The organism is Sphingomonas sp., assembly GCF_031372575.1.
In the GTDB taxonomy this organism is placed as follows: domain Bacteria; phylum Pseudomonadota; class Alphaproteobacteria; order Sphingomonadales; family Sphingomonadaceae; genus Sphingomicrobium.
This window is the reverse complement of the sequence record NZ_JANMLM010000088.1, coordinates 1-19,921: the sequence shown is the minus strand read 5'-3', so window position 1 is coordinate 19,921 and position 19,921 is coordinate 1. Positions and strand designations below refer to the sequence as shown.

Sequence of the window (19,921 nt, the reverse complement as noted above, 5' to 3'; positions counted from 1 at the left end):
TGAGCCGATGGAGATGATCGACCGCCCCTCGCCGAATTTCGACGATCGGGCGCTGCCGGTGACGATGATCATCCTGCATTATACCGGCATGCCCGACTGCCAAAGCGCGCTCGACCGGATGACTTCACCCGAGGCCAAGGTTTCGGCGCATTATTGCATCGACGAAGATGGCTCGATTTATCGCCTAGTCGATGAGACCAAGCGCGCGTGGCATGCCGGCAAGAGCTATTGGCGCGGGGTAACCGACGTCAATTCCGCCAGCGTCGGGATCGAAATCGTCAATCCGGGACATGAATTCGGCTATCGTCCATTCCCCGATGATCAGGTCGCGTCGGTCATCTCGCTGGTGTCGAGCATCAAGGAACGCCACGGCATCGGGCGCGGCAATGTCGTCGGCCATTCGGACATCGCTCCCGCGCGCAAGGAGGATCCGGGTGAACTGTTCCCGTGGGAGGCGCTAGCCCGCCGCCGCCTCGCGCTGCCCAGCCCGACGCGCGATTTGATGGACCCGTTCTGGCCCGATGCCGGCTTCTACCTGGCGCTCGAACGGTTCGGCTATGATGTCAGCGACGGTCACAAAGCAACCATCGCCTTCCAGCGCCGCTTCCGCCCCGATCGCATCGACGGCATCGTCGACGGCGAGTGCCGCGCGAAATTGCTCTCCTTATTGCTCCCGAGACCGCAATAGTTCATTGGCCGCTCCGTCAGGGGACTGGGCGGCCGCGGCCCCGCGCAAGCGGGGGCGAGGAAAGTCCGGGCTCCACGGAATGAAGGTGCCGGGTAACGCCCGGCGAGGTTGAGGCTCACGCCAAGGCTTCAGGGAAAGTGCCACAGAAAGCATACCGCCGATCTTCGGTTCGGTAAGGTCGAAAGGGTGCGGCAAGAGCGCACCGCGGCGCTGGCAACAGCGGCGGCATGGCAAACCCCACCTGGTGCAAGACCGAATAGGGGCGGCATATGGGGCTATTCCGCCTCGTCGCCCGGGTTGGTCGCTTGAGCGGCGGGGCAATCCGTCGCCTAGAGGAATGGTCGCCCATCCGCTTCGGCGGTGGACAGAACCCGGCTTACAGGTCCCCTGACATTTTTTCGCTGGTCGCAATGACGGCGTGTTCAGTCTACAAGGCGAAGCGATGGCCAAGGTAACCCGCAAGGATGATTGGGGATTCCCCCGCTGGCGCCCGTATGGGACGAAGGGCAGCGCTGCGGCCAAGGTCCGGCTGTGCGACCGCGAGGGCTGCAATGACATTGGGGACCGGCCCGCGCCCAAAGCCCCCAACAGTCCCGAACGCTGGATGTTCTGCCAGTTGCATGCGGGCGAATATAACAAGGGCTGGGACTATTTCGCCGGGTTGACCCCGGAGGAAGCCGCACGCCGCGCCGCCGATGAAGAAAGCGACGCTTCCGCCTATCGCAAGAGCGCGCATTACCAATGGGCGGGTTCGGGCGACGGCAGCCGCAGCAGCGACGAAATGCGCGCCTATGAAGCGCTTGAGATCGACGTCGATGCCGATGCCGCGACGATCAAGGCGGCGTATCGCGGGCTGGCCAAGCAATTTCACCCCGACGTCAATCGCGACGACACGGAAGCCGCCAAGCGCTTCCAGCAGGTCCAGGCAGCGTATGACGTACTGCGCAAGGCCGCCGAGCGACGCGGCGAACTGATTTAAGGCGTCAGCATAAACGTGCCGACCGCGCGGGCGACCGGGCGGCCGTCGTCGCCGGTATGTGCCATCCCGCTGACGAACGCGATCTGGCGGGTGAGCTTGTCGCAGCGGCAGCGCGCGATCACCGTCTCGCCCTTGAGCGCGGGGCGGAGGTAATCGAGCCTGAGGTCGATTGTCACGATGTGCTGGAACTGCCCAAGCGCCTGCCATATCGATGCGCCGCCGCAGGTATCGACCAGGCTGACGATGGCGCCCGAGGCAAGGATGCCGGTCTCCGCCACCCCGACCAATTCCTCGCGCCATGGCAGCGCAAGCTCGACCCAATCATCGCCCGAAGCGCGATACTCGAGGCCCAGCGCCTGGCCGTGCCCGACTTTGGCCGCGAGTTCGAAAAATTGCTTCGGGTCGAAGTTGCTCACGCCAGCCGCTCGGCGGTTTGGCGGACCAAGGCGATCATGTTGGGGATGCCCTGGGTCCGGTTGGACGACAATTCGCGCGCCAGATTGAACGGCGCGAGCGCGGCCGCGATATCCATCGCCGCAATCTCGGCCGGTGCGCGGTCTTGCACCACGGCCAGCACCAGCGCGACAACCCCCTTGGTGATAGCGGCATTGCTGTCGGCGAGGAAGTGCAGCCGACCGTCGCCGGCCTGGGTCGGATAAACCCAAACCGACGCCGAGCAACCGCGCACCTTGGTGGCGTCGGTCTTCAATGCATCGGGCATCGGGTCGAGATCGCGGCCGAGGTCGATCAGCAGGCGATAACGATCCTCGCTCTCAAGCAATGAATAATCTTCGAGGATGTCGGGGAGCGCGGTCACGCCGCCCGCCTAGCCGCCGCTTAGCGGTCGCGCAAACTGTCGATTTCGCGGGCCAGGCTATTTTCCTTGTCGACCGTGATCCGCTCGAGCGTCTGGACCCGCTCCTTGAGCATCTTGACCTCCTCGCGCAGGCGGATCGAATCCGCATCGTCGCGCGGCAATTGCTGCTGCTCGCCGCGATCGAAGGAGCCAAGCCTGCGCCGGTTCTCGCGTGATGAGCGGAACGACGGAAATCCCATCTTTGCCCGGACGATCCCGCCGATTGTGGTGATCAGGATGATCAGGAGAACGAATTCAAAGGGGTTCATTTGGCGTCAACTCCGGTCAGGCGCGGTGCCCGCAGTGCTTCAATCTGCGCCGCAGTCTCAACGCCGCGGTCGGTCGCAATTTGTTCGAGTACTCTCACACGTTGTTCAAGTCGTTCAACATGCGATGCATATTGGGCGCTTTTCTCCGCTGCCAAGGCGGTCTGCGCAATAATCTGCCGTTCCTTGATCGCCAGCCACATCTTGAACGGCGCGATACTGATCGCCGCGAGGGGGATGAGAACCCAGATCCAGCTTGCGATATCATCCATTATGCGCGCCCTCCCTTGTCGATCGACAGTTGGTCAATCTCGCGCGCCAATCGCAATGGCTGGTCGGTGACGATCCGCTCGACGGTTTCCAACCGATCCTTCATCGATCCGATTTCCGCGCGAAGCTGGGCATTTTCGGAAGATAGCAACTTGATCCGCTCGATCGATTCCTGGTCGGTTTTCTTGTGCAATGGCATGCCCCAGCTGTTCTGTAGCGGATAGCCATTCTTGATCTTCAGCCAGGTACTGAGCAGCGATCCGCCGACGCCAAGCGCAACGATCATCACGACCATCGGCAAGACCTTGATGACGACCTCGATGATAGCGGCGAATTCAGGATCCATAATTGCGTGTTTCCTTAGCGGAGGTTGTCGATGTCGTCGGCCAGCCGCTTCGACGGGTCGGTGGCGATCCGTTCAAGCACCTTGAGCCGATCTTCGAGGCGCGCGACATTGGTCTTGAGCGCTTCATTCTCGGCCACCAATTGCTTGGTCGCTGGATCTTCCTTGCTCACCGTGCCACCCCATTCGCCTTCCAGCGGATAGCCGTGGCGGGCGCGGATCGCGGTGGTGATGATCCATGCCACAAAGCTCATTGCGATGATCGCCAGAACGAAACCTGGTCCGCCGAAATTCATGCTCATTTCCCCCTGGAATGCAGACTAGCGCAATTGATCGATCTCGCGGGCGAGACTGCGGTTTTCGGTGGTGACATAATGTTCGATGTCAGCCAACCGCCGGTCGATCTCGCGAAAATTGCTGGCGATCGCCCGAGCACTTCGCGCGGGAGAGGCGCGAACGCCCTGCCAGAATTGCTGCTGCTGAGCATCGTCGCGATCGAGCTCGCGCGGCCGGTCGGGCGAAATCCACCCTGCCACAAAATATAGCGGAATAGTCGATCCGCCGCTAAAGAATGTCGCGAAAACGAGCATCCAGCGCACGAGGTTTACGTCGATTCCGGTGTAGTCGGCGATCCCGGCGCACATGCCATTGATCTTGCCATTGCGCTTGTCGCGATAGAAACGCGTGCGGCTGGCAGGCTGCACCATCGCTTTATCTCCTCTCGCCGAGCAACCGCTCGGTGCGACTCTGCAGATTGTCGAAATCCTTGAGCAGGCTGCCGCTGCTTTCGCGCCCTGCCGAACCCGGCAGGCAATTTTGCCGCCACTCGGGATTTTCCGCAGTCATGATCCGCTCGATCGAGCAAAGACGCTCGTCGAGGCGGCGGCCAGCGTCATAGAGCTCGTCGAGCAATTGCTCGTCGGCGCCGGTCAGAGTCTTCGCGGTCTTCCACTTCGTGATGTAGTGAAAGATCAGCCACGGCAGGCCTACGAAAATAACGAGGAGCGCGACCACTCCCGTAAATGCTGCTTCAACCGGCATTATACCCCCCTGGCCTTCATTGCGGCCTTCATTGCTTCCAGTTCGGCGTCGACGCTATCGCTGGCGCGCAGGTCGGCGATTTCTTCCTCAAGGCTTTTCGGCCCAGTCATCCCCAGCGCATCGGCGCGACCCTCGGCGAAGTCGGCGCGACGCTCGAGGATTTCAAAGCGCGAGAATGCATCCTCCGTGCGGCCACCGTTGAGCATTTCGCTCGCCTTGGCGCGCGTGACCGCGCTTTCCAAGCGGTTAGCGATCGCATTTTGCCGGCTGCGCGCTTCACGCAACTTGCCCTGCAACTTGGCGATATCCGCCTCATAGCTTTTCAGCGTATCCTCGATCGACTTGATCTCGGCGCGCAGGCCCTCGGCCATGTCGGTCGCCTTCTGGCGTTCCATCAATGCCGCCTTGGCCAAATCCTCGCGATCCTTGGACAGCGCCAGCTCGGCCTTCTCCGTCCAGCTCGACGACAGTTCATCAAGCCGGCTGATCGCGCGGCGCATTTCCTTGCCATCCGCGATCGAGCGCGCGGCGGAAGCGCGAACTTCGACCAACGTCTCTTCCATTTCTAGGATGATCATCCGGATCATCCGCGCCGGATCTTCGGCACGGTCGAGCAGCTCGGTCATATTGGCTGCGAAAATGTCCCGCGTGCGGGAAAAGATACCCATGAAGCACTCCGTGCAGTGGTCGGCCTGTTGTACTAGTCTATTCAAGCTCCGTGCCACTTTTGCAGAAACCACAAGATAGCGCAAAAAACGCATTTTTCCGCCGTTCGTTCGTCGGAAAATCCTTGCCAATGCATGGTGTCACGCACCAACTGTTCGGACATGGAGCGGACAAATCAATTCGTCGGGTCGAGCCTGGCCTTTCTCGACGCGGTCGAACGCGCCAGCCGGGCTGCGCCGCTCAATCGTCCGGTGCTGGTGATCGGCGAACGCGGCACCGGCAAGGAGCTGATCGCCGAGCGGCTGCACCATCTGTCTGGTCGCTGGGCCGGGCCACTAGTAACGATGAATTGTGCGGCCTTGCCCGAGAATCTGATCGAAGCCGAATTGTTCGGGCATGAAGCGGGCAGCTTCACCGGCGCCGCCAAAACCCGTCACGGCCGGTTCGAGGAAGCCGACGGCGGCACCTTGTTCCTCGACGAACTCGCCAGCCTGTCGTCGCCGGCCCAGGACCGGCTGCTGCGCGCGGTTGAATATGGTGAGATTACCCGGATCGGCGCGTCGCGTCCGATCCAGGTTGATGTCCGAATCGTCGCCGCCACCAACGAGCATCTGCCGCGGCTGGTCGACGAGGGCCGATTCCGCGCCGATCTGCTCGACCGGTTGAGTTTCGAGGTGGTGACGTTGCCGCCGCTTCGCGCCCGCCAGGGCGATATCCCATTGCTCGCCGAGCATTTCGGGCGGCGGATGGCGGTCGAGCTCGAATGGTCCAATTGGCCGGGCTTTTCGGACAAGATCAAGCAAGCGTTCGAAACCTATCCCTGGCCGGGCAATGTGCGCGAGCTCCGCAATACCGTCGAGCGCGCCGTCTATCGTGCCGAAGACCCCGAGCGCGAGATTGATGCGGTCCAGTTCGACCCGTTCCACTCCCCGTGGGCACCGGCGGATTCGGCCTCTGGCCAACCTGAAGTCGCGCATCCGCCGATGGTGGCGAGCACCGCGCCTGCCGCCGCAACCCTTGCGCCGCCAACCGAGGTCAGCGACCTTCGCTCCGCGGTCAATTCCTACGAGCGCGCGTTGCTTGAGGATGCGCTCGGCAAAAGCCGTTTCAACCAGCGCGCTACCGCCGCCGCGTTGGGGCTGAGCTACGACCAGCTGCGTCATGCGCTCAAGCGCCACAAATTGCTCGACGCCGCGCAGGGGTGATGCGCACCGACCGATAAGGTGGTATGTTACACCTTCCCAACGAGAGGAGGTTTCGATGAGAACTCTTTTCTTCAGCGCCGCCGTGGCCATTGCCGCTACTACCGCTGCGTCATCGCCCGCAGGGGCCGGTTTGGTAACCATCGGCAATAGTACGGCGCGCGACTGCTACGAAGCAGCGGTGGCGCGGAGTGCGGATCGCAACAGTTTCTATCATTGCGACATTGCGCTCGACCAGGAAGCCTTATCGCGCAAGGACAAGGCCGCGACCTTGGTTAATCGCGGTGCCTTGTACCTGCGCGGGCATAATTACCGCTCGGCGGGCCGCGATTTCAATGCTGCGCTCCGGACCGACTCGACCAATGCCGAAGCGTGGCTCAACCTCGCTATCATCAGCCTGCAGCAGGGCGGATCGAGCGACGCCATGCCGATGATCGAAAAGTCGCTCACCCTCAATACCGTGCGGCAGGCGCTGGCTTATTACAGCCGGGCGATTGCCAATGAGCGGATGGGGCGGGTGAGGGCGGCCTATGACGACCTCCAGCGGGCGCACAGCCTTGCTCCGGATTGGCGCGAGCCGACCGAGGACCTCAAACGCTATCAGGTGCGCCGCCGCTAGCGAGCGACGGCGCGATTGACCTGATCAGGCGGGCAGCGACTGATAGCTTGCCATGGCGTAGAGCATTGGCAGCGAGAGGATGGTGTTGACCCGGCTGGTCAGCATCGCGGTGCGGGCCGACTTGGCCTTGGTCGCATCGTCGGCCTCGACAATCCCCAGCGCGCGCTTCTGATTGGGCCAGATAATGAACCAGACGTTGAACGCCATCACGATCGCCAGCCACATCCCGGTGCCGATTAATTGGAAGCCCGGCTGGAAGGTCAGCGCTTCCTCCTCATAGCCCATGAGGTAAGCGAGGATCAGCCCGGTCAGTACGGTCAGCGCCGCGCCCCAGCGGAAGAAGAACAGCGCCTTGGGGGCGATATATTTGCTCACCCCCGGCTTCAGGTCCGCCGGAATATTCGGCATCGTCGGGATCTGCACGAAGTTGAAATAATAGAGCAATCCGATCCAGACTATTCCGAAAAAGACGTGCATCCAGCGGAAGGTAACCGCGACCGAATAGGTGTCGGAATGAAATCCGAGCATCAGGCCGGCCGTCAGGACCAGGCCGATCACCAGTGTGACATGCAAATTCTCTAATATCTTGCCCATATGGACCCCCATCATTCTGTTGCCGATACGACTAGGCCGGTCGCGCCCAACCGGCAAGCATTAGCGCCCGAACGATGGAGCCTTCGCGCCGGTGAGCCGTTATGCTGGCGGCGGACTCTATAATCTCATGCGAGGATAACATGGCCTTCACGCTTCCCGACCTTCCCTTCGACCGCACCGCGCTTGAGCCGCACATGTCGGGCGAAACGTTCGATTTCCACCATGGCAAACATCACAAGGCCTATGTCGACAAGACCAATGGCATGCTCGCCGAGAAGGGATTGGAAGAGGCCTCACTGATTGAGGTGATCAAGGCGGCCAAGGAAAAGGGCGACAAGAAACTGTTCAACAACAGCGCCCAGATCTGGAACCACAGTTTCTTCTGGCAATGCCTCGCGCCGGCGGGTTCGACCGAGCTCAAGGGTGAGCTAAAAACCTTGGTCGAGCGCGATTTCGGGTCGGCCGACGCCATGCTCGAGAAGCTTGCGACCGAGAGCACAGATCATTTCGGAAGCGGCTGGGGTTGGCTGGTGCTCGACAATGACAAGCTCAAGATCACGTCTCTTCACGACGCCGATACGCCTGCGGCGCACGATCTCGTGCCGCTGCTGACGCTCGATGTGTGGGAGCATGCCTATTACATCGACTATCGCAACGAGCGGCCCAAATATCTGAAATCGGTGCTCGCCAATATCGTCAATTGGGACTTTGTCGCGAAGAACCTCGACGGCAAGGGCCTCGACCGCGCCGACCAGAAGCAGAAAGCGACTGCCGACGCTTGACCGATCGCGGGGGCAGGGACTGAAGGTCTTTGTCCCCGCTGCCGTCTAAGCGCCGATCTTCGGCTTGGTGACCAGCGCCTCGAGCGGCACATTCAGCGTGTAGATGAAGCCGCTCGGCTTGTAATCGAGTGCAACATGGCCTTTCAACTGCTGACCCAGCGAGGTCATCATTCGCGTCCCGAAACTCTTGCGAGTCGGCTCGCTGACAGGAGGGCCGCCGGTCTCGACCCATTCGAACTGAAGCCGATCGCCGTCGATCCGCCACCCAATGTGCACGCGGCCTGACGGAAGCGACAAGGCGCCGAACTTGGTGGTGTTGGTGCACAGTTCGTTGAGGGTCATCGCGAAGGCGATCACCGAACTCGACGCAATGCGGATGTCTTCGCCCGAAATCACGAACCGCCCGCCGCCTTGGTCGAATGGTTCGACCGCGCTGCGAATGGTGCTGTCGATCGTGGCATGTTCCCAACTCACCCGAGTGAGCAAATCGTGCGCGCGCGCCAACGCAACGAACCGCCCGTCGATTGCCGAGCTGGCATGGGCCATGCTGGTGGCGGTGCGCAGGCTTTGATGGGTGATGGCGCCGACCGTTGCGAGCATGTTCTTGATCCGGTGGTGCAATTCGGCATGGATCAAATTCTGCAACTTGTCGGCGGCGTCGCGTTCTTCCGCGTCGATGCCCGACTGAACGAGCAACGCGGTGGCGTCGATGCCGGCTTGCTCGAGCGCTAGCTTGAGACTGTCATTTTCGGTCGTCAGCGCATCCTGGAACGGCTGATTTTCGTCGATGATTGATTGCTGGGTCGCGGTATCAAGCACAGTCTTGACGAGCAGTGCCTCGGCATGGATTCCGGCCTGCTGGAGCTGGTAGCGAAGTTGATTATTCTCCCGCGTCAGCGACACATCCGCTGGGGAAAGTGATGGCAGCACCTCCAACGCACCATTGCCGACCATCTCCTGGATCTCAGCGATCATCTGCTGGACTTTGAGCGGCTTGGGGAAGAATTTGCTGTCTTCCGGCTTGTCCTCGTCGGTCACTGCAATCTGCCCGGAAACCAGGATGATCTTGATGTGCGGCCAGCGGGTGTGGGTCGCATGGGCCAGCTTCAGCCCGTCCATGCTGCCGGGCATTTGAATGTCGGTGAACAGCAAGGATATGTCATCGCGCGATTCGAGGATTTGAATAGCCTGGTCGGCGCTGATCGCCTCGATCGGCACGAACCCGGCGTCCTCGACGATGTCGACGGCCCGCATCCGCAGCACCATCTCGTCCTCGACAACCAGCACGATCGGTGGAGAGTCTGGTTTGGTCATCGCCAGTTCCTTTTGGGGCTCGGTTGTAACGCAACAGAATGTGGCAACGGGATCACTTCGGTGGCCGCGCGCAAAGAGCGTGTCAAGCCGAGTCGGATCGGTGCGATCCGGGGCCGACGCCTAATTCTTTAGCCGGTACCCGGTCCGGAAAATCCAGATAATGGCGGCAAGCGGGAGCAGGATCGCGCCCGCCATCACCGCGACGCTCGCCGCCAAAGGCACATCGGCATGGCTGAAGAAGGTCCAGCGGAACCCCGATACCAAATACAGGATCGGGTTGAGCCGCGTGACGGTCTGCCACGGCTCGCCGAGCGTCGCGACCGAGTAGAACACCCCGCCGAGGAAGGTCAGCGGGGTCACGACGAGCAACGGCACGACCTGCAATTGTTCGAAATTCTTGGCCCAAATGCCGATCACGAACCCGAGCAAACAGAAGCCGGTCGAGATCGCGATCATCGCGATCAGCATCAGGATCGGATGGTCGACCCGAAAACTGACGAACAAGGCCGCGGTCGCCAGTGTGATCAACGCGAGGATGACCGCCTTGGTCACCGCTGCGCCGACATAAGCGATCACCGTCTCTACCGCTGATAAGGGCGCCGACAGCAATTCGTAGATCGTGCCGGTGAACTTGGGAAAATAGATGCCGAAGCTGGCGTTGAAAATCGACTGGGTGAGCACGCTCATGAGGATCAGCCCGGGGACGATGAACGCGGCAAAACCGATCCCGGCCATGTCGGTCATGCGGCTGCCGATCGCGCTTCCGAACACCAGGAAATAGAGCGAGGTGGTGATCACCGGCGCGACGAGGCTCTGCCACAAAGTCCGCTGCGCGCGCGCCATTTCGAACTTGTAGATCGCGCCGATGCCGTTCCAGTTCATGCTGCCGGCTCCGCTTCATGGACCAGGCTGACGAAGATGTCCTCGAGGCTCGACTGGTGGGTCGACAGATCCTTGTAGCCGATGCCAAGGCCGTCGAGCGCGCGCATCAGGCCGGAGATGCCGGTGGTGTCGGCATGGCTGTCGAACGCATAGGTCAATGTGTGGCCATCATCCTCAAGCGAGGGCGTCCATTCGGCGAGTGCCTCGGGCAAGGCTTCAAGCGGAGGATCGAGCGTGATCTTGAGCGTCTTCTGCCCCATCCGCGCCATCAGCTCGGCCTTGTCGCCGACCTCGACCAGTTCGCCGCGACGGATCACCCCGACGCGGTCGGCCATTTCCTCGGCTTCCTCGATATAATGGGTGGTGAGGATGATCGTCGTCCCGTCGCGCCGCAAATCGCGCACCAAATTCCACATGTCGCGCCGCAATTCGACGTCGACCCCGGCGCTCGGCTCATCGAGGAACAAAAGTTTCGGCTCATGGCTCAGCGCCTTGGCGATCATCACCCGGCGCTTCATCCCGCCCGACAATTCCATCATTTTCGATTTGCGCTTGTCCCACAGCGACAGTCGCTTGAGCAACCGCTCAATGTGCGCGTCGTCGCGCGGCTTGCCGAACAATCCGCGGCTGAAGCTGACCGTCGCCCACACTGTCTCGAACGCGTCGGTGGTCAATTCCTGCGGCACCAGCCCGATCATGCTGCGCGTGGCGCGAAACTCGGTCGCATGGTCGCGCCCGTCGACGGTGACCGTCCCGCCCGATGCGGTGACGATGCCACAGACGATGTTGATCAGGGTCGTCTTGCCAGCGCCATTGGGCCCCAGCAAAGCGAAAATCTCGCCGCGCTGGATGTCGAGATCGACCGATTTCAGCGCCTCGGTGCCGCTGGCATAGGCTTTGCGCAGGCCGCGGATCGACAAGATGGAATCGCTCATTCGATCGGCCCCGGCTCGGAGAGATCGGGTTCGGTGGTCAGCCCGTGGCGCATCATCATCGGAATGTTGAGCGCGGCAAACAGGAAGGTGAGGGGGATCGCTCCCCACAGTTTGAACCCGATCCAGAAATCGGTCGTGCTGGTCCGCCACACCGCTTCGTTGACCAGCGCCATGACGAGGAAAAACACCGCCCAATTGACCGTCAGCTTGCGCCAGCCGATGTCGCTCAGGCCCGGATAGGCGCTGCCCAGCACCGATTTCAGGAATGGCCGGTCGGTCTTGAGCCCGAAAAACAATAGCCCCGCGACCAATGCGTAATAGATCGTCGGCTTGATCTTAATGAACGTCTCATTGTGCAGCCAGATGGTCAGCCCGCCGAGGATGATTACCACAATCCCGGAGAACATGAGCAACGGCGAAATCTTGCCGAAGCGAAGCTGCGAGTAGATCATCGCGACGATCATCGCCGCCATGAACGCCCCGGTGGCGACGAAAATCTTGATCGCGCCCGGCACCGGGGCGAAATAATTGGCGAGGAAGAAAACCAGCAACGGCCCGACATCGACCAGCAGGCGCGACGCCGCCGATGGAGTCTTGGTCGGCGCGCTCATTCGCTCAACCCCGCAATCGCCCGCGCCACGGCCCGCGGATCGAATGGCCGCAGGTCATCGACTCCTTCGCCAACCCCGATCGCATGGATCGGCAAACCGAAGCGCTCCGCCGCCGCAACCAGCACCCCGCCGCGCGCGGTGCCGTCCAATTTGGTCATGATCAATCCGGTCACCCCGGCGCTCTCCTTGAACACTTCGATCTGGTTAAGCGCGTTCTGCCCGGTGGTCGCATCGAGCACCAGCAGCACGTCGTGCGGCGCCTCGGGATTGAGCCGCCCGAGCACACGCCGCACCTTGGTCAGTTCATCCATGAGATGGGTCTTGTTCTGCAATCTTCCAGCGGTGTCGACGATCAAGGCGTCGATCCCGGTCGCGGTCGCCTGTTTGACGCCGTCGAACACGATCCCCGCCGCGTCGCCACCTTCCTTGCCCGAAATCACCCCCGCACCGATGCGCTGACCCCAGATCTGCAGTTGCTCGATCGCGGCCGCGCGGAAAGTGTCTCCCGCCGCAAGCAAAACCCCATAATCCTGCTCCATCAGCAAATGCCCGAGCTTGCCGATGGTCGTCGTCTTACCGCTGCCATTGACCCCGATCACGAGGATGACGTGCGGGCGCGGGAAGCCGGTCACCTCGAGCGGCTTGGCGACGGGGACGAGGATCGCTTCGATCTCCTCGGCCAATATGGTGCGCAGTCCGCGCTCGTCGAGTTGCTCGAACCGCCGCGCGGCAATTGCATTGCGGATCCGCTTCGATGCCTCGGGCCCCAGGTCGGACGCGATCAGCGCTTCCTCGATATCGTCGAGCGTCGCCGTGTCGAGCGCCACTTTCGACGTCAGCCCGCTGATATTTTCGCCCAGCCGGTCGGCGGTCTTCTTGAACCCGCCGGTCAGGCGGTCGAGCCAACTCATTCGATATTCCCGATCAGATGATTGCCGTAGCGTGCGGTGATGATTGCGTCGATGATGCTTCCCTTAGCCGCACCCGCGATCCGCACCGGCGCATTGCTCGCCCCATGTCCTTCGCCGCGTTCGTTCTCGATCAGCACGCGCTGGTGGCTGCCGACCAGCCCATCGAGCCAGTTCGAACGCCGCACCGCCGCGCGATCACGAAGCCTCGCCGCGCGCGCTTTCACCAATTCGCGCTCGACCTGCGGCATCCGCGCCGCCGGGGTACCGGGGCGGGGCGAGAAGGGGAAGATGTGCGCCGCGACCACATCGCAATCGTCGAGCAATGCCAACGTATTGTGCGCCGCCGCTTCGCTCTCGGTCGGGAAACCGGCAATGAGGTCCGCGCCGATCGTCGCCTCGGGCCGAGCCGCCTTGATCGCCGCGACCGTCGCCACCGCATCCCGGCGCAAATGCCGCCGCTTCATCCGCTTCAGCACCAGATCGTCGCCCGCCTGTAGCGACAAATGGAAATGCGGCATCAGTCGCGGCTCGCCGGCGATCAACTCGATTAGCGCGCCATCGATTTCGATGCTGTCGAGGCTCGACAGGCGGAGGCGCTTCAAACCCGGCAAATCGGACAAGAGCCGCTGGCACAATCGTCCAAGTCCACCATCATAATCGGTAATATCCACCCCGGTCAGGACTATCTCCTTCGCCCCGCGAGCCAGCTCGCGCTCGACCGCATCGCGCACTGCCGCATACGTCACCGACCGCGACGGCCCGCGCGCGGTCCAGATCGTGCAGAAGGTGCAGCGATGGTCGCACCCGGTCTGCACCGCGACGAAGCTTTTTACCGAATGGACCAGCCCGGCTGATGCGAGCGCTGGCGCGGAGTCATCGCGCAACCGGACCTCGGTGACTTCGGGCATCGCGCGAAAAGCCTCGGGATCAAGCTGCACCGCACAGCCGGTGACGATGATCGGCCGCGCAGGGTTCTCGCGATGCGCCCGCCTGATTGCCTGCCGAGTCTGTCGCACCGCCTCGCTAGTCACCGCACAGCTGTTGACGATCAGGCTTCCCTCGGGCGCACCAGCCGCCATCGCCTCGCTCTCAGCGAAGTTTAACCGACAGCCCAAAGTGATCGTCTCGGCGCTCATCCCTCAAAGGTCGCCAGGTCGATCGATCCGGTGAACACCATCGTCGCGGGCCCGCGCATCGAAATCGGCTCGCCCGGCGCCCAGCCGATCGTCAGGCTGCCACCCTTCATGCTCACCTTGACCGGCGAGGTCGCGCGCTTCGACACGATCGCCGCCACCGCGGTGGCCGAAGCCCCCGTGCCGCACGCCAGCGTCTGTCCGACCCCGCGCTCCCACGTCCGCAACTTGATCCCGTCCGCGCCGACGCTCGCGACATTGACGTTAATCCGCTCAGGGAACACCGGGTCATGCTCGATGCTCGGCCCATTGGCGTCGAGGTCGATCGCCCTTGGGTCCGCGACGAAGAACACCAGATGCGGATTGCCGACCGACAGCGCCATCGGATGCTGCAACGGCCCCCACGCCATTGGCAGCGCGGCGGTATCCATCGGATAAGCCAAGGGGATAGCATCCCACGCGAAGCTCGGCGGGGGCAAGGTCACCTCGATCTCGTCGCCCTTCGCCTTCCCCTCGACAATCCCGCCGCCGGTCTCGATCGTCTTGGCCCCGGTCAGCGCGACGACGCAGCGGCTGGCGTTGCCGCAGCTTTCGACTTCGCCGCCGTCATGGTTCCAGATCCGCATTTTGATCTCGGCGACGTTCGACGGCTCGATCAGGATCAACTGGTCGCAGCCGATGCCGATGTGCCGGTCGGCCAGCGCTTTGGCCAGCGCGGGAGTCATGACAATCGGCTCATCGCGCCCGTCAAGGATCACGAAATCATTGCCCAGCCCATGCATCTTGTGGAATTGCCGCATCACGCGCCGCGACTTAGGGAGCCAAAGCGGCTTCGTCCACTTGTTCGGTCGAGCGCGTCAGGAGAGAACCAGTGCCCAAAGCCGCGTCGGACGTCATGCAAGCCATCCTCATCGCCGCCGTAACGGAAGCGATTGAGGCGTTGAAAGCGGGGGCCGGGGGGCTTCCCAACAACCTCCTGCGCGATGTCCAGAGCGTCCACCCCAACGCCGCCTTCACCGAACTTCCCAAGGGCCTGCAGGATTCGATCAACCTCAGCGTCCGCAACGCTTTCAACCTGATGCTCAAGGAAGGTTATGCGGTTGGCCCGAAGGGCGAGATGCCGACCCAGCGCCCGATCGACCGGGTCCCCGAACGCGACCGCGAGCGCCGTGGACCAAGCGAGCGCCGTTTCCCCCGCGCCGGGCCGGGGCGGCGCGGCCCCGGTGATCGTCCGGGCGGCGCCGGGCCGGGCCGGGGACCGCGTCCGGGTGGCAAGCCCAAACCTTGACCCTCACGCGCCCCTCGCGTAGGGGCACGTTCGTCTAACGACACACAATATCGGGCGCGTCCACGGATGCACGCTGGCCGGCGAGGTTTCGCCCGCCGGCGATTTGTTCGTTTTTCCCCTCGACGTCGCTCGGGACGAACGGATTTTGAGTTTGAGGAATTTGAATGTTCGACAGCCTTAGCGATCGCCTGAGCGGCGTGTTCGACAAGCTCCGCGGCCGCGGCGCTCTGTCCGAAGACGATGTCCGCTCGGCATTGCGCGAGGTTCGCGTTGCGTTGCTTGAGGCCGACGTTGCGCTGCCGGTGGCGCGAGATTTTGTCGAGCAAGTTACCGAGCGCGCCATCGGCCAGGAAGTGATCCGCTCGGTCACGCCGGGCCAGATGGTCGTCAAGATCGTCAACGATGCGCTGATCGAGATGCTCGGCGGCGCGAACGCCGACCTCAACCTCGACGTCAATCCGCCGGCGGTAATCATGATGGTCGGGCTGCAGGGCTCGGGCAAGACCACCACCACCGCCAAGCTCGCCAAACGCCTGACCGAGCGCGATCGCAAGAAGGTGCTGATGGCGTCGCTCGACGTCGCGCGGCCCGCAGCGCAGGAGCAGCTCGCGGTGCTCGGCAGGCAGATCGAAGTCGAGACGCTACCCATCGTCGCCGGCCAGACCCCGGTGCAGATTGCCGAGCGGGCGATGCAGTCGGCCAAATTGCAGGGCTTCGACGTTTTGTTACTCGACACCGCAGGTCGGCTTCACGTCGACGATGCCCTGATGGCCGAGATGAAGGCGGTCGAAACCGCCTCGCGTCTGGCCGAAACCCTGCTGGTGGTCGACAGCCTGACCGGGCAGGATGCGGTCAACGTCGCCAAGGGCTTTGCCGGTCAGGTCGATATTTCGGGCGTGATCCTCACCCGCATGGACGGCGACGCCAGGGGCGGCGCGGCGCTGTCGATGCGTGCTGTGACGGGCAAGCCAATCAAGTTCGCCGGCACCGGCGAAGCGCTCGACAAACTGGAAGCCTTTCACCCCGACCGCGTGGCCGGCCGCATTCTCGGCATGGGCGACGTCGTCGGGTTGGTCGAGCGCGCCGCCGAGACGATCCAAGTCGAAGATGCCGAGAAACTCGCGGCCAAGATGGCCAAGGGCAAGTTCGACCTCGATGACCTCCGCATGCAGATCGGCCAGATGCAGCGCATGGGCGGGCTCGGCGCACTGGCCGGGATGATGCCCGGCATGAAGGGGCTCGCGAAGCCCGGCATGGCTGATGACAAGGCCTTGGGCCGCTTGGAAGCGATGATGTCGTCGATGACCGCGAAAGAACGCGCCCGGCCCGACGTGATCAACGCCAAGCGCAAGATCCGCATTGCCAAGGGCAGCGGCACCAACGTGCAGGAGGTCAACAAGCTCCTCAAGATGCACAAGGACATGGAAGGCGCGATGAAGCGGCTCAAGAAGATGGGCGGCTTTGGCAAGCTCGCGGCGATGTTCGGCGGTGCCGGCGGAATGGAAAAAGCGCTTGGGCAGATGGTGCCGGGCGCTGGCGGCGGCGGTGCCAGCCTGCCCGGATTGGGCGGCGGAGCGGGCAGTTTCAATCTACCCCCAGGTTTCGACAAATTCACAAAGAAATAAACTAACTCACTGAAAGGAATATCAAATGGCAGTTGCAATTCGTCTGGCCCGTGGTGGCTCCAAGAAGCGTCCTTATTATCGCCTCGTCGTCGCTGACTCGCGCAATGCGCGCGATGGCCGCTTCATCGAGAAGGTCGGCACTTACAATCCCCTGCTCGCCAAGGATTCGCCCGACCGGGTCAAGCTCGACGCCGATCGCATCACGCATTGGCTGAGCGTCGGCGCGCAGCCGTCGGACCGTGTTGCCCGCTTCCTCGATGCCGCCGGCATCCGGGAACGCGCCGCCCGCAACAACCCCAACAAGGCACTTCCGGGCGACAAGGCCAAGGAACGCGTCGAGGAGCGCGCTGGCAAGCTTGTCGCCGCCGAGGAAGCCGCCGCCGCCGCCGCCGCCGCCCCTGCGCCTGAGCCGGAAGTCGTCGAGGAAGCAGCCGCCCCCGCCGAGGACGTAACCGCTGAAGCCGAAGCGCCTGCTGCCGAGGAAGCTCCTGCCGCCGAGGAAGCCCCGGCTGCTGAAGAACCGCCTGTCGCCGAGGAAGCGCCTGTTGCTGACGAAGCGCCTGTTGCTGACGAGGTGCCCGCCGCTGAAGCCGCTGCGGACGAAGCACCTGCTGCCGAGGCTGACTCCAACGAAGCCACCCCGAACAGCGATGCTGGCGACGACGCCGCTGCAGTGACCGGCGAAAGCGCCCAGGCCCCGGCCGAAGGCGAAGCCGAGGAAGCGCCGGCTGCCGAAACCGACGAAACCGCGAAGGCGTAAGCAACATGACGTCACCGGCGACCGACAAGCGCATTGCGCTGGCTGCGGTCGCCGGGGCGCATGGCGTTCGCGGCGAGGTCAAGCTGAAGCTGTTCGGGGAGGGGATCGACAGCCTTTCAGGCCAGCCCAGCCTGACCGTCGGTGGCGCGCCGCTCAAGCTGAAAGATGTCCGCGCCGGCAACAAGACCGCCATCGCGCGGTTCGAGGGCGTGTCCTCACGCGAAGCCGCCGAGGCGCTGCGCGGGTCGTTGGTCGAGATCGACCGCGCCTCGCTCGCCCCGCTGGCCGAGGGCGAATATTATCACACCGACATCATCGGACTGCCGTGCGTCGATGGTGAAGGCAGACCGGTCGGGACCGTTGCCGCGATCGAGGATTATGGCGCGGGCGCATTGCTCGACATCGCGCTCCCCGACGGCAAGCGCTCGCTGATCCCGTTCCGTGACGGCATCGCTGACCTCGCCGACGGCAAGATCGTCCTCGACCCCGACTTCCTCGCCTAGCGCCGCAACGGGCGCTGCTTTGCCAGATCGTTGCGGATGGTGGTCGATGCCACCCCGCCTTCGCCCATCGCATGGCTGATCTGGTCGAGCCCGAGCACGATATCGCCCGCCGCATACAGGCCTGACACGCTGCTCCGCTGGTGACTATCGACGATCACGCAGCAGTCGCCGCTAAGCTTGGCGCCAAGCATCTCCGCCAATTGCGTATGCGTGTCGCTGCCCAGCGCGGGATACACGCTGTCGAAGGTGAAATGACCCTCGGCAGTGTCGATCGTGATGCAGCCTTCCATAGCGGCAACCCCCTCTGCCGGGCCATCGACCGTCGCAATTCCCGCTTCCTCAAGCCGCGCCTTGTCCTCGGCGGTAATGTCGACCGCTTTGTCAGCCGCAATCAGCGTCACGTCGGCGGTGAAGCTGCGCAGGAAGATCGCCTCATTGACCCCGCCTTTGCCTGACCCGATCACCCCGACCTTCTTGTCGGTGATTTCGAAGCCATCGCACACCGGGCAATAACGAATCAGCCCGGCAGCAAGCGCTTCGTCATGGAGCTTCTCATCCATCGGCGGGCGGCGATTGGTGACGCCGGTCGCAAGCAATACCGACCGCGCGGTGACGCAGCCCGAGCCCCAGGTGGCGGTAAACAGCCCGCTATCCTCGTCGCGCTCAATCCGGGTGACATGCTCGGTCTGGATCTTGGTGCCATATTTCTGCGCTTGCTCGCGCATCCGCTCAAGCAACTCGACCCCGCTTATGCCATCGGGAAAGCCGGCGTGATTGTGCGTACACGGTATCCACGCCGCGCGGCTCTTGCCGCCGTCAACGACCAGAATGTCGAGATGATAGCGCGATAGATAAATCGCCGCCGTAAGGCCGGCCGGGCCGCCGCCGATGACGAGGCAGTCGAGGGGGGTGTTGTCCATGACGCCACAATGCCGGGCATGGCGCGCAAGTTCCGCTTAGGCTAGGGCGCGCCGCCATGACCTTCCGCGCCACCGTCCTGACGCTGTACCCGGAGATGTTCCCCGGACCGCTTGGCTTATCGATCGCCGGGCGTGCCCTGACCGAGGGCAAATGGACGATCGACGCGCATAACATCCGCGATCATGCAATCGACAAGCATCGCACCGTCGATGACACCCCAGCCGGCGGTGGGGCGGGGATGGTGCTTCGCTGTGACGTGCTCGCCGCAGCGATCGATGCCGTCGCCGACACCCGCCCGATGCTTGCGCTTACACCGCGCGGGCGCCCGCTGACTCAGGCCCGGGTGCGCGACCTTGTGGCGGGCGACGGGGTGATCCTGCTCTGCGGGCGGTTTGAGGGGTTCGACGAGCGAATCTTCGATGCGCGGCCATTGGAAGAAGTGTCGATCGGCGACTATGTGCTGTCGGGCGGAGAGCTTGGCGCGATGGTCCTGCTCGACGCTTGCGTTCGGCTGCTCCCCGGGGTAATGGGCGCGGCCTCCAGCGGTGAGGAAGAGAGCTTCGAAACGGGGCTTCTCGAATATCCGCATTATACCCGACCCGCTCTGTGGGAAGGACGCACGATCCCCGAAGTACTGCGATCGGGGGATCATGCGAGGATCGCGGCGTGGCGGCACGACCGGGCATCCGAAGACACACGGCTACGGCGGCCGGACCTGATCGAGCGCCATGG

The 19,921-nt window shown here is 63.0% G+C and carries 27 protein-coding genes, 1 other RNA gene and 1 pseudogene; 11 read left to right on the top strand and 18 right to left on the bottom strand.

Translation table 11 applies throughout. The features are described from left to right. Window positions 1–7: 7 nt before the first annotated feature. The 3 genes from RMN73_RS08855 to RMN73_RS08845 all read left to right on the top strand — a co-directional run bounded on the left by RMN73_RS08855 (window position 8) and on the right by RMN73_RS08845 (window position 1,667). Window positions 8–688, top strand: coding sequence for an N-acetylmuramoyl-L-alanine amidase (locus tag RMN73_RS08855; RefSeq protein ID WP_309602956.1), 681 nt, complete (start codon window positions 8–10; stop codon window positions 686–688). Between the two features lie 16 nt (window positions 689–704). Continuing rightward, an RNA gene (rnpB, locus tag RMN73_RS08850) (RNase P RNA component class A) lies at window positions 705–1,083 on the top strand. A gap of 47 nt (window positions 1,084–1,130) precedes the next feature. Beyond that, a complete protein-coding gene (locus tag RMN73_RS08845; RefSeq protein WP_309602955.1) occupies window positions 1,131–1,667 on the top strand; it encodes a J domain-containing protein in 537 nt (178 codons plus the stop codon). Here RMN73_RS08845 and RMN73_RS08840 read toward each other — a convergent pair. From RMN73_RS08840 to pspA, 9 genes are read right to left on the bottom strand one after another with little or no spacing between them, the layout of a single operon-like run. Further along, complete coding sequence (locus RMN73_RS08840) at window positions 1,664–2,083, bottom strand: PaaI family thioesterase (RefSeq protein WP_309602954.1); 420 nt, start codon at window positions 2,081–2,083, stop codon at window positions 1,664–1,666. The genes RMN73_RS08845 and RMN73_RS08840 overlap by 4 nt on opposite strands. Beyond that, the gene (locus tag RMN73_RS08835; RefSeq protein WP_309602953.1) at window positions 2,080–2,484 is read right to left on the bottom strand and encodes a SufE family protein; all 405 of its coding nucleotides are present in this window, start codon (window positions 2,482–2,484) and stop codon (window positions 2,080–2,082) included. Before RMN73_RS08835 ends, RMN73_RS08840 begins: the two co-directional genes overlap by 4 nt. A 20-nt stretch (window positions 2,485–2,504) precedes the next feature. Then, window positions 2,505–2,792, bottom strand: coding sequence for a hypothetical protein (locus RMN73_RS08830; protein ID WP_309602952.1), 288 nt, complete (start codon window positions 2,790–2,792; stop codon window positions 2,505–2,507). Beyond that, complete coding sequence (locus RMN73_RS08825) at window positions 2,789–3,061, bottom strand: hypothetical protein (RefSeq protein ID WP_309602951.1); 273 nt, start codon at window positions 3,059–3,061, stop codon at window positions 2,789–2,791. The genes RMN73_RS08830 and RMN73_RS08825 overlap by 4 nt, the downstream gene beginning before the upstream one ends. Then, the gene (locus RMN73_RS08820) at window positions 3,061–3,405 is read right to left on the bottom strand and encodes a hypothetical protein (RefSeq protein WP_309602950.1); all 345 of its coding nucleotides are present in this window, start codon (window positions 3,403–3,405) and stop codon (window positions 3,061–3,063) included. The genes RMN73_RS08825 and RMN73_RS08820 overlap by 1 nt, the downstream gene beginning before the upstream one ends. A 14-nt stretch (window positions 3,406–3,419) precedes the next feature. Beyond that, window positions 3,420–3,698: a hypothetical protein gene (locus RMN73_RS08815; protein WP_309602964.1), complete on the bottom strand. Its 279-nt coding sequence runs from the start codon at window positions 3,696–3,698 to the stop codon at window positions 3,420–3,422. 24 nt (window positions 3,699–3,722) lie between these two features. Further along, a complete protein-coding gene (gene pspC / locus RMN73_RS08810) occupies window positions 3,723–4,109 on the bottom strand; it encodes an envelope stress response membrane protein PspC (RefSeq protein WP_309602949.1) in 387 nt (128 codons plus the stop codon). Window positions 4,110–4,113: 4 nt separating this feature from the next. Beyond that, entirely contained in the window at window positions 4,114–4,443 is a 330-nt protein-coding gene (gene pspB / locus RMN73_RS08805) for an envelope stress response membrane protein PspB (RefSeq protein WP_309602948.1), read from the bottom strand. Next, on the bottom strand, window positions 4,443–5,111 hold the full coding sequence (gene pspA, locus RMN73_RS08800; RefSeq protein ID WP_309602947.1) for a phage shock protein PspA: 669 nt from the start codon (window positions 5,109–5,111) through the stop codon (window positions 4,443–4,445). The genes pspB and pspA overlap by 1 nt, the downstream gene beginning before the upstream one ends. 159 nt (window positions 5,112–5,270) lie before the next feature. Between pspA and pspF the strand changes: the two genes are divergently transcribed. Then, window positions 5,271–6,314, top strand: coding sequence for a phage shock protein operon transcriptional activator (gene pspF, locus RMN73_RS08795; protein WP_309602946.1), 1,044 nt, complete (start codon window positions 5,271–5,273; stop codon window positions 6,312–6,314). A 55-nt stretch (window positions 6,315–6,369) separates the two neighbouring features. After that, window positions 6,370–6,930, top strand: a complete 561-nt coding sequence (locus RMN73_RS08790) for a hypothetical protein (RefSeq protein ID WP_309602945.1) — start codon at window positions 6,370–6,372, stop codon at window positions 6,928–6,930. A 24-nt stretch (window positions 6,931–6,954) separates the two neighbouring features. Here the strand turns inward: RMN73_RS08790 and RMN73_RS08785 are convergent, their stop codons facing one another. After that, a complete protein-coding gene (locus RMN73_RS08785) occupies window positions 6,955–7,524 on the bottom strand; it encodes a urate hydroxylase PuuD (RefSeq protein ID WP_309602944.1) in 570 nt (189 codons plus the stop codon). Window positions 7,525–7,664: 140 nt separating this feature from the next. Here RMN73_RS08785 and RMN73_RS08780 point away from each other — a divergent pair, with 140 nt between their 5' ends. Further along, window positions 7,665–8,306, top strand: a complete 642-nt coding sequence (locus RMN73_RS08780) for a superoxide dismutase (RefSeq protein ID WP_309602943.1) — start codon at window positions 7,665–7,667, stop codon at window positions 8,304–8,306. Between the two features lie 45 nt (window positions 8,307–8,351). On the opposite strand, the gene RMN73_RS08775 is transcribed toward RMN73_RS08780, so the two are convergent. The 7 genes from RMN73_RS08775 to dapF form a co-directional block, all read right to left on the bottom strand. Then, the gene (locus tag RMN73_RS08775; RefSeq protein ID WP_309602942.1) at window positions 8,352–9,620 is read right to left on the bottom strand and encodes an HWE histidine kinase domain-containing protein; all 1,269 of its coding nucleotides are present in this window, start codon (window positions 9,618–9,620) and stop codon (window positions 8,352–8,354) included. A 120-nt stretch (window positions 9,621–9,740) separates the two neighbouring features. Further along, on the bottom strand, window positions 9,741–10,502 hold the full coding sequence (locus RMN73_RS08770; RefSeq protein ID WP_309602941.1) for an ABC transporter permease: 762 nt from the start codon (window positions 10,500–10,502) through the stop codon (window positions 9,741–9,743). After that, the gene (locus tag RMN73_RS08765; protein WP_309602940.1) at window positions 10,499–11,437 is read right to left on the bottom strand and encodes an ABC transporter ATP-binding protein; all 939 of its coding nucleotides are present in this window, start codon (window positions 11,435–11,437) and stop codon (window positions 10,499–10,501) included. The genes RMN73_RS08770 and RMN73_RS08765 overlap by 4 nt, the downstream gene beginning before the upstream one ends. Beyond that, entirely contained in the window at window positions 11,434–12,048 is a 615-nt protein-coding gene (locus RMN73_RS08760) for a septation protein A (protein WP_309602939.1), read from the bottom strand. Before RMN73_RS08760 ends, RMN73_RS08765 begins: the two co-directional genes overlap by 4 nt. After that, window positions 12,045–12,959, bottom strand: coding sequence for a signal recognition particle-docking protein FtsY (ftsY, locus tag RMN73_RS08755; protein WP_309602938.1), 915 nt, complete (start codon window positions 12,957–12,959; stop codon window positions 12,045–12,047). The genes RMN73_RS08760 and ftsY overlap by 4 nt, the downstream gene beginning before the upstream one ends. Then, complete coding sequence (locus RMN73_RS08750; protein WP_309602937.1) at window positions 12,956–14,095, bottom strand: radical SAM protein; 1,140 nt, start codon at window positions 14,093–14,095, stop codon at window positions 12,956–12,958. The genes ftsY and RMN73_RS08750 overlap by 4 nt, the downstream gene beginning before the upstream one ends. After that, entirely contained in the window at window positions 14,092–14,895 is an 804-nt protein-coding gene (gene dapF, locus RMN73_RS08745; RefSeq protein WP_309602936.1) for a diaminopimelate epimerase, read from the bottom strand. Before dapF ends, RMN73_RS08750 begins: the two co-directional genes overlap by 4 nt. A gap of 68 nt (window positions 14,896–14,963) precedes the next feature. Here dapF and RMN73_RS08740 point away from each other — a divergent pair, with 68 nt between their 5' ends. From RMN73_RS08740 to rimM, 4 genes and pseudogenes are all read left to right on the top strand, one after another. Then, window positions 14,964–15,380 carry a hypothetical protein gene (locus RMN73_RS08740; protein ID WP_309602935.1) on the top strand — a complete coding sequence of 139 codons (417 nt, stop codon included), beginning with the start codon at window positions 14,964–14,966 and terminating at the stop codon, window positions 15,378–15,380. Between the two features lie 164 nt (window positions 15,381–15,544). Then, a complete protein-coding gene (gene ffh, locus RMN73_RS08735) occupies window positions 15,545–17,005 on the top strand; it encodes a signal recognition particle protein (protein ID WP_309602934.1) in 1,461 nt (486 codons plus the stop codon). 25 nt (window positions 17,006–17,030) lie between these two features. Further along, a pseudogene (gene rpsP, locus RMN73_RS08730) lies at window positions 17,031–17,480 on the top strand (30S ribosomal protein S16); the annotation flags it as partial. A gap of 290 nt (window positions 17,481–17,770) precedes the next feature. Beyond that, window positions 17,771–18,268: a ribosome maturation factor RimM gene (gene rimM, locus RMN73_RS08725; RefSeq protein ID WP_309602933.1), complete on the top strand. Its 498-nt coding sequence runs from the start codon at window positions 17,771–17,773 to the stop codon at window positions 18,266–18,268. Here rimM and RMN73_RS08720 read toward each other — a convergent pair. Then, window positions 18,265–19,188 carry an NAD(P)/FAD-dependent oxidoreductase gene (locus RMN73_RS08720; RefSeq protein ID WP_309602932.1) on the bottom strand — a complete coding sequence of 308 codons (924 nt, stop codon included), beginning with the start codon at window positions 19,186–19,188 and terminating at the stop codon, window positions 18,265–18,267. The two genes, rimM and RMN73_RS08720, sit on opposite strands and share 4 nt — an antisense overlap. Window positions 19,189–19,244: 56 nt before the next feature. Between RMN73_RS08720 and trmD the strand changes: the two genes are divergently transcribed. After that, on the top strand, window positions 19,245–19,921 hold a 677-nt coding region (gene trmD, locus RMN73_RS08715), incomplete at its 3' end, for a tRNA (guanosine(37)-N1)-methyltransferase TrmD (RefSeq protein WP_309602931.1).

Coding starts and splice junctions, on each gene's coding strand:
- RMN73_RS08790 (WP_309602945.1), top strand. CDS start 6,370: ATGAGAACTCTTTTCTTCAGCGCCGCCGTGGCCATTGCCGCTACTACC.
- RMN73_RS08750 (WP_309602937.1), bottom strand. CDS start 14,095: ATGAGCGCCGAGACGATCACTTTGGGCTGTCGGTTAAACTTCGCTGAG.
- RMN73_RS08845 (WP_309602955.1), top strand. CDS start 1,131: ATGGCCAAGGTAACCCGCAAGGATGATTGGGGATTCCCCCGCTGGCGC.
- RMN73_RS08815 (WP_309602964.1), bottom strand. CDS start 3,698: ATGAATTTCGGCGGACCAGGTTTCGTTCTGGCGATCATCGCAATGAGC.
- ftsY (WP_309602938.1), bottom strand. CDS start 12,959: ATGAGTTGGCTCGACCGCCTGACCGGCGGGTTCAAGAAGACCGCCGAC.
- ffh (WP_309602934.1), top strand. CDS start 15,545: ATGTTCGACAGCCTTAGCGATCGCCTGAGCGGCGTGTTCGACAAGCTC.
- pspF (WP_309602946.1), top strand. CDS start 5,271: ATGGAGCGGACAAATCAATTCGTCGGGTCGAGCCTGGCCTTTCTCGAC.
- pspB (WP_309602948.1), bottom strand. CDS start 4,443: ATGCCGGTTGAAGCAGCATTTACGGGAGTGGTCGCGCTCCTCGTTATT.
- pspA (WP_309602947.1), bottom strand. CDS start 5,111: ATGGGTATCTTTTCCCGCACGCGGGACATTTTCGCAGCCAATATGACC.
- RMN73_RS08855 (WP_309602956.1), top strand. CDS start 8: ATGGAGATGATCGACCGCCCCTCGCCGAATTTCGACGATCGGGCGCTG.
- rimM (WP_309602933.1), top strand. CDS start 17,771: ATGACGTCACCGGCGACCGACAAGCGCATTGCGCTGGCTGCGGTCGCC.
- RMN73_RS08820 (WP_309602950.1), bottom strand. CDS start 3,405: ATGGATCCTGAATTCGCCGCTATCATCGAGGTCGTCATCAAGGTCTTG.
- RMN73_RS08760 (WP_309602939.1), bottom strand. CDS start 12,048: ATGAGCGCGCCGACCAAGACTCCATCGGCGGCGTCGCGCCTGCTGGTC.
- RMN73_RS08830 (WP_309602952.1), bottom strand. CDS start 2,792: ATGAACCCCTTTGAATTCGTTCTCCTGATCATCCTGATCACCACAATC.
- pspC (WP_309602949.1), bottom strand. CDS start 4,109: ATGGTGCAGCCTGCCAGCCGCACGCGTTTCTATCGCGACAAGCGCAAT.
- RMN73_RS08770 (WP_309602941.1), bottom strand. CDS start 10,502: ATGAACTGGAACGGCATCGGCGCGATCTACAAGTTCGAAATGGCGCGC.
- RMN73_RS08825 (WP_309602951.1), bottom strand. CDS start 3,061: ATGGATGATATCGCAAGCTGGATCTGGGTTCTCATCCCCCTCGCGGCG.
- RMN73_RS08775 (WP_309602942.1), bottom strand. CDS start 9,620: ATGACCAAACCAGACTCTCCACCGATCGTGCTGGTTGTCGAGGACGAG.
- RMN73_RS08765 (WP_309602940.1), bottom strand. CDS start 11,437: ATGAGCGATTCCATCTTGTCGATCCGCGGCCTGCGCAAAGCCTATGCC.
- RMN73_RS08785 (WP_309602944.1), bottom strand. CDS start 7,524: ATGGGCAAGATATTAGAGAATTTGCATGTCACACTGGTGATCGGCCTG.
- RMN73_RS08780 (WP_309602943.1), top strand. CDS start 7,665: ATGGCCTTCACGCTTCCCGACCTTCCCTTCGACCGCACCGCGCTTGAG.
- RMN73_RS08720 (WP_309602932.1), bottom strand. CDS start 19,188: ATGGACAACACCCCCCTCGACTGCCTCGTCATCGGCGGCGGCCCGGCC.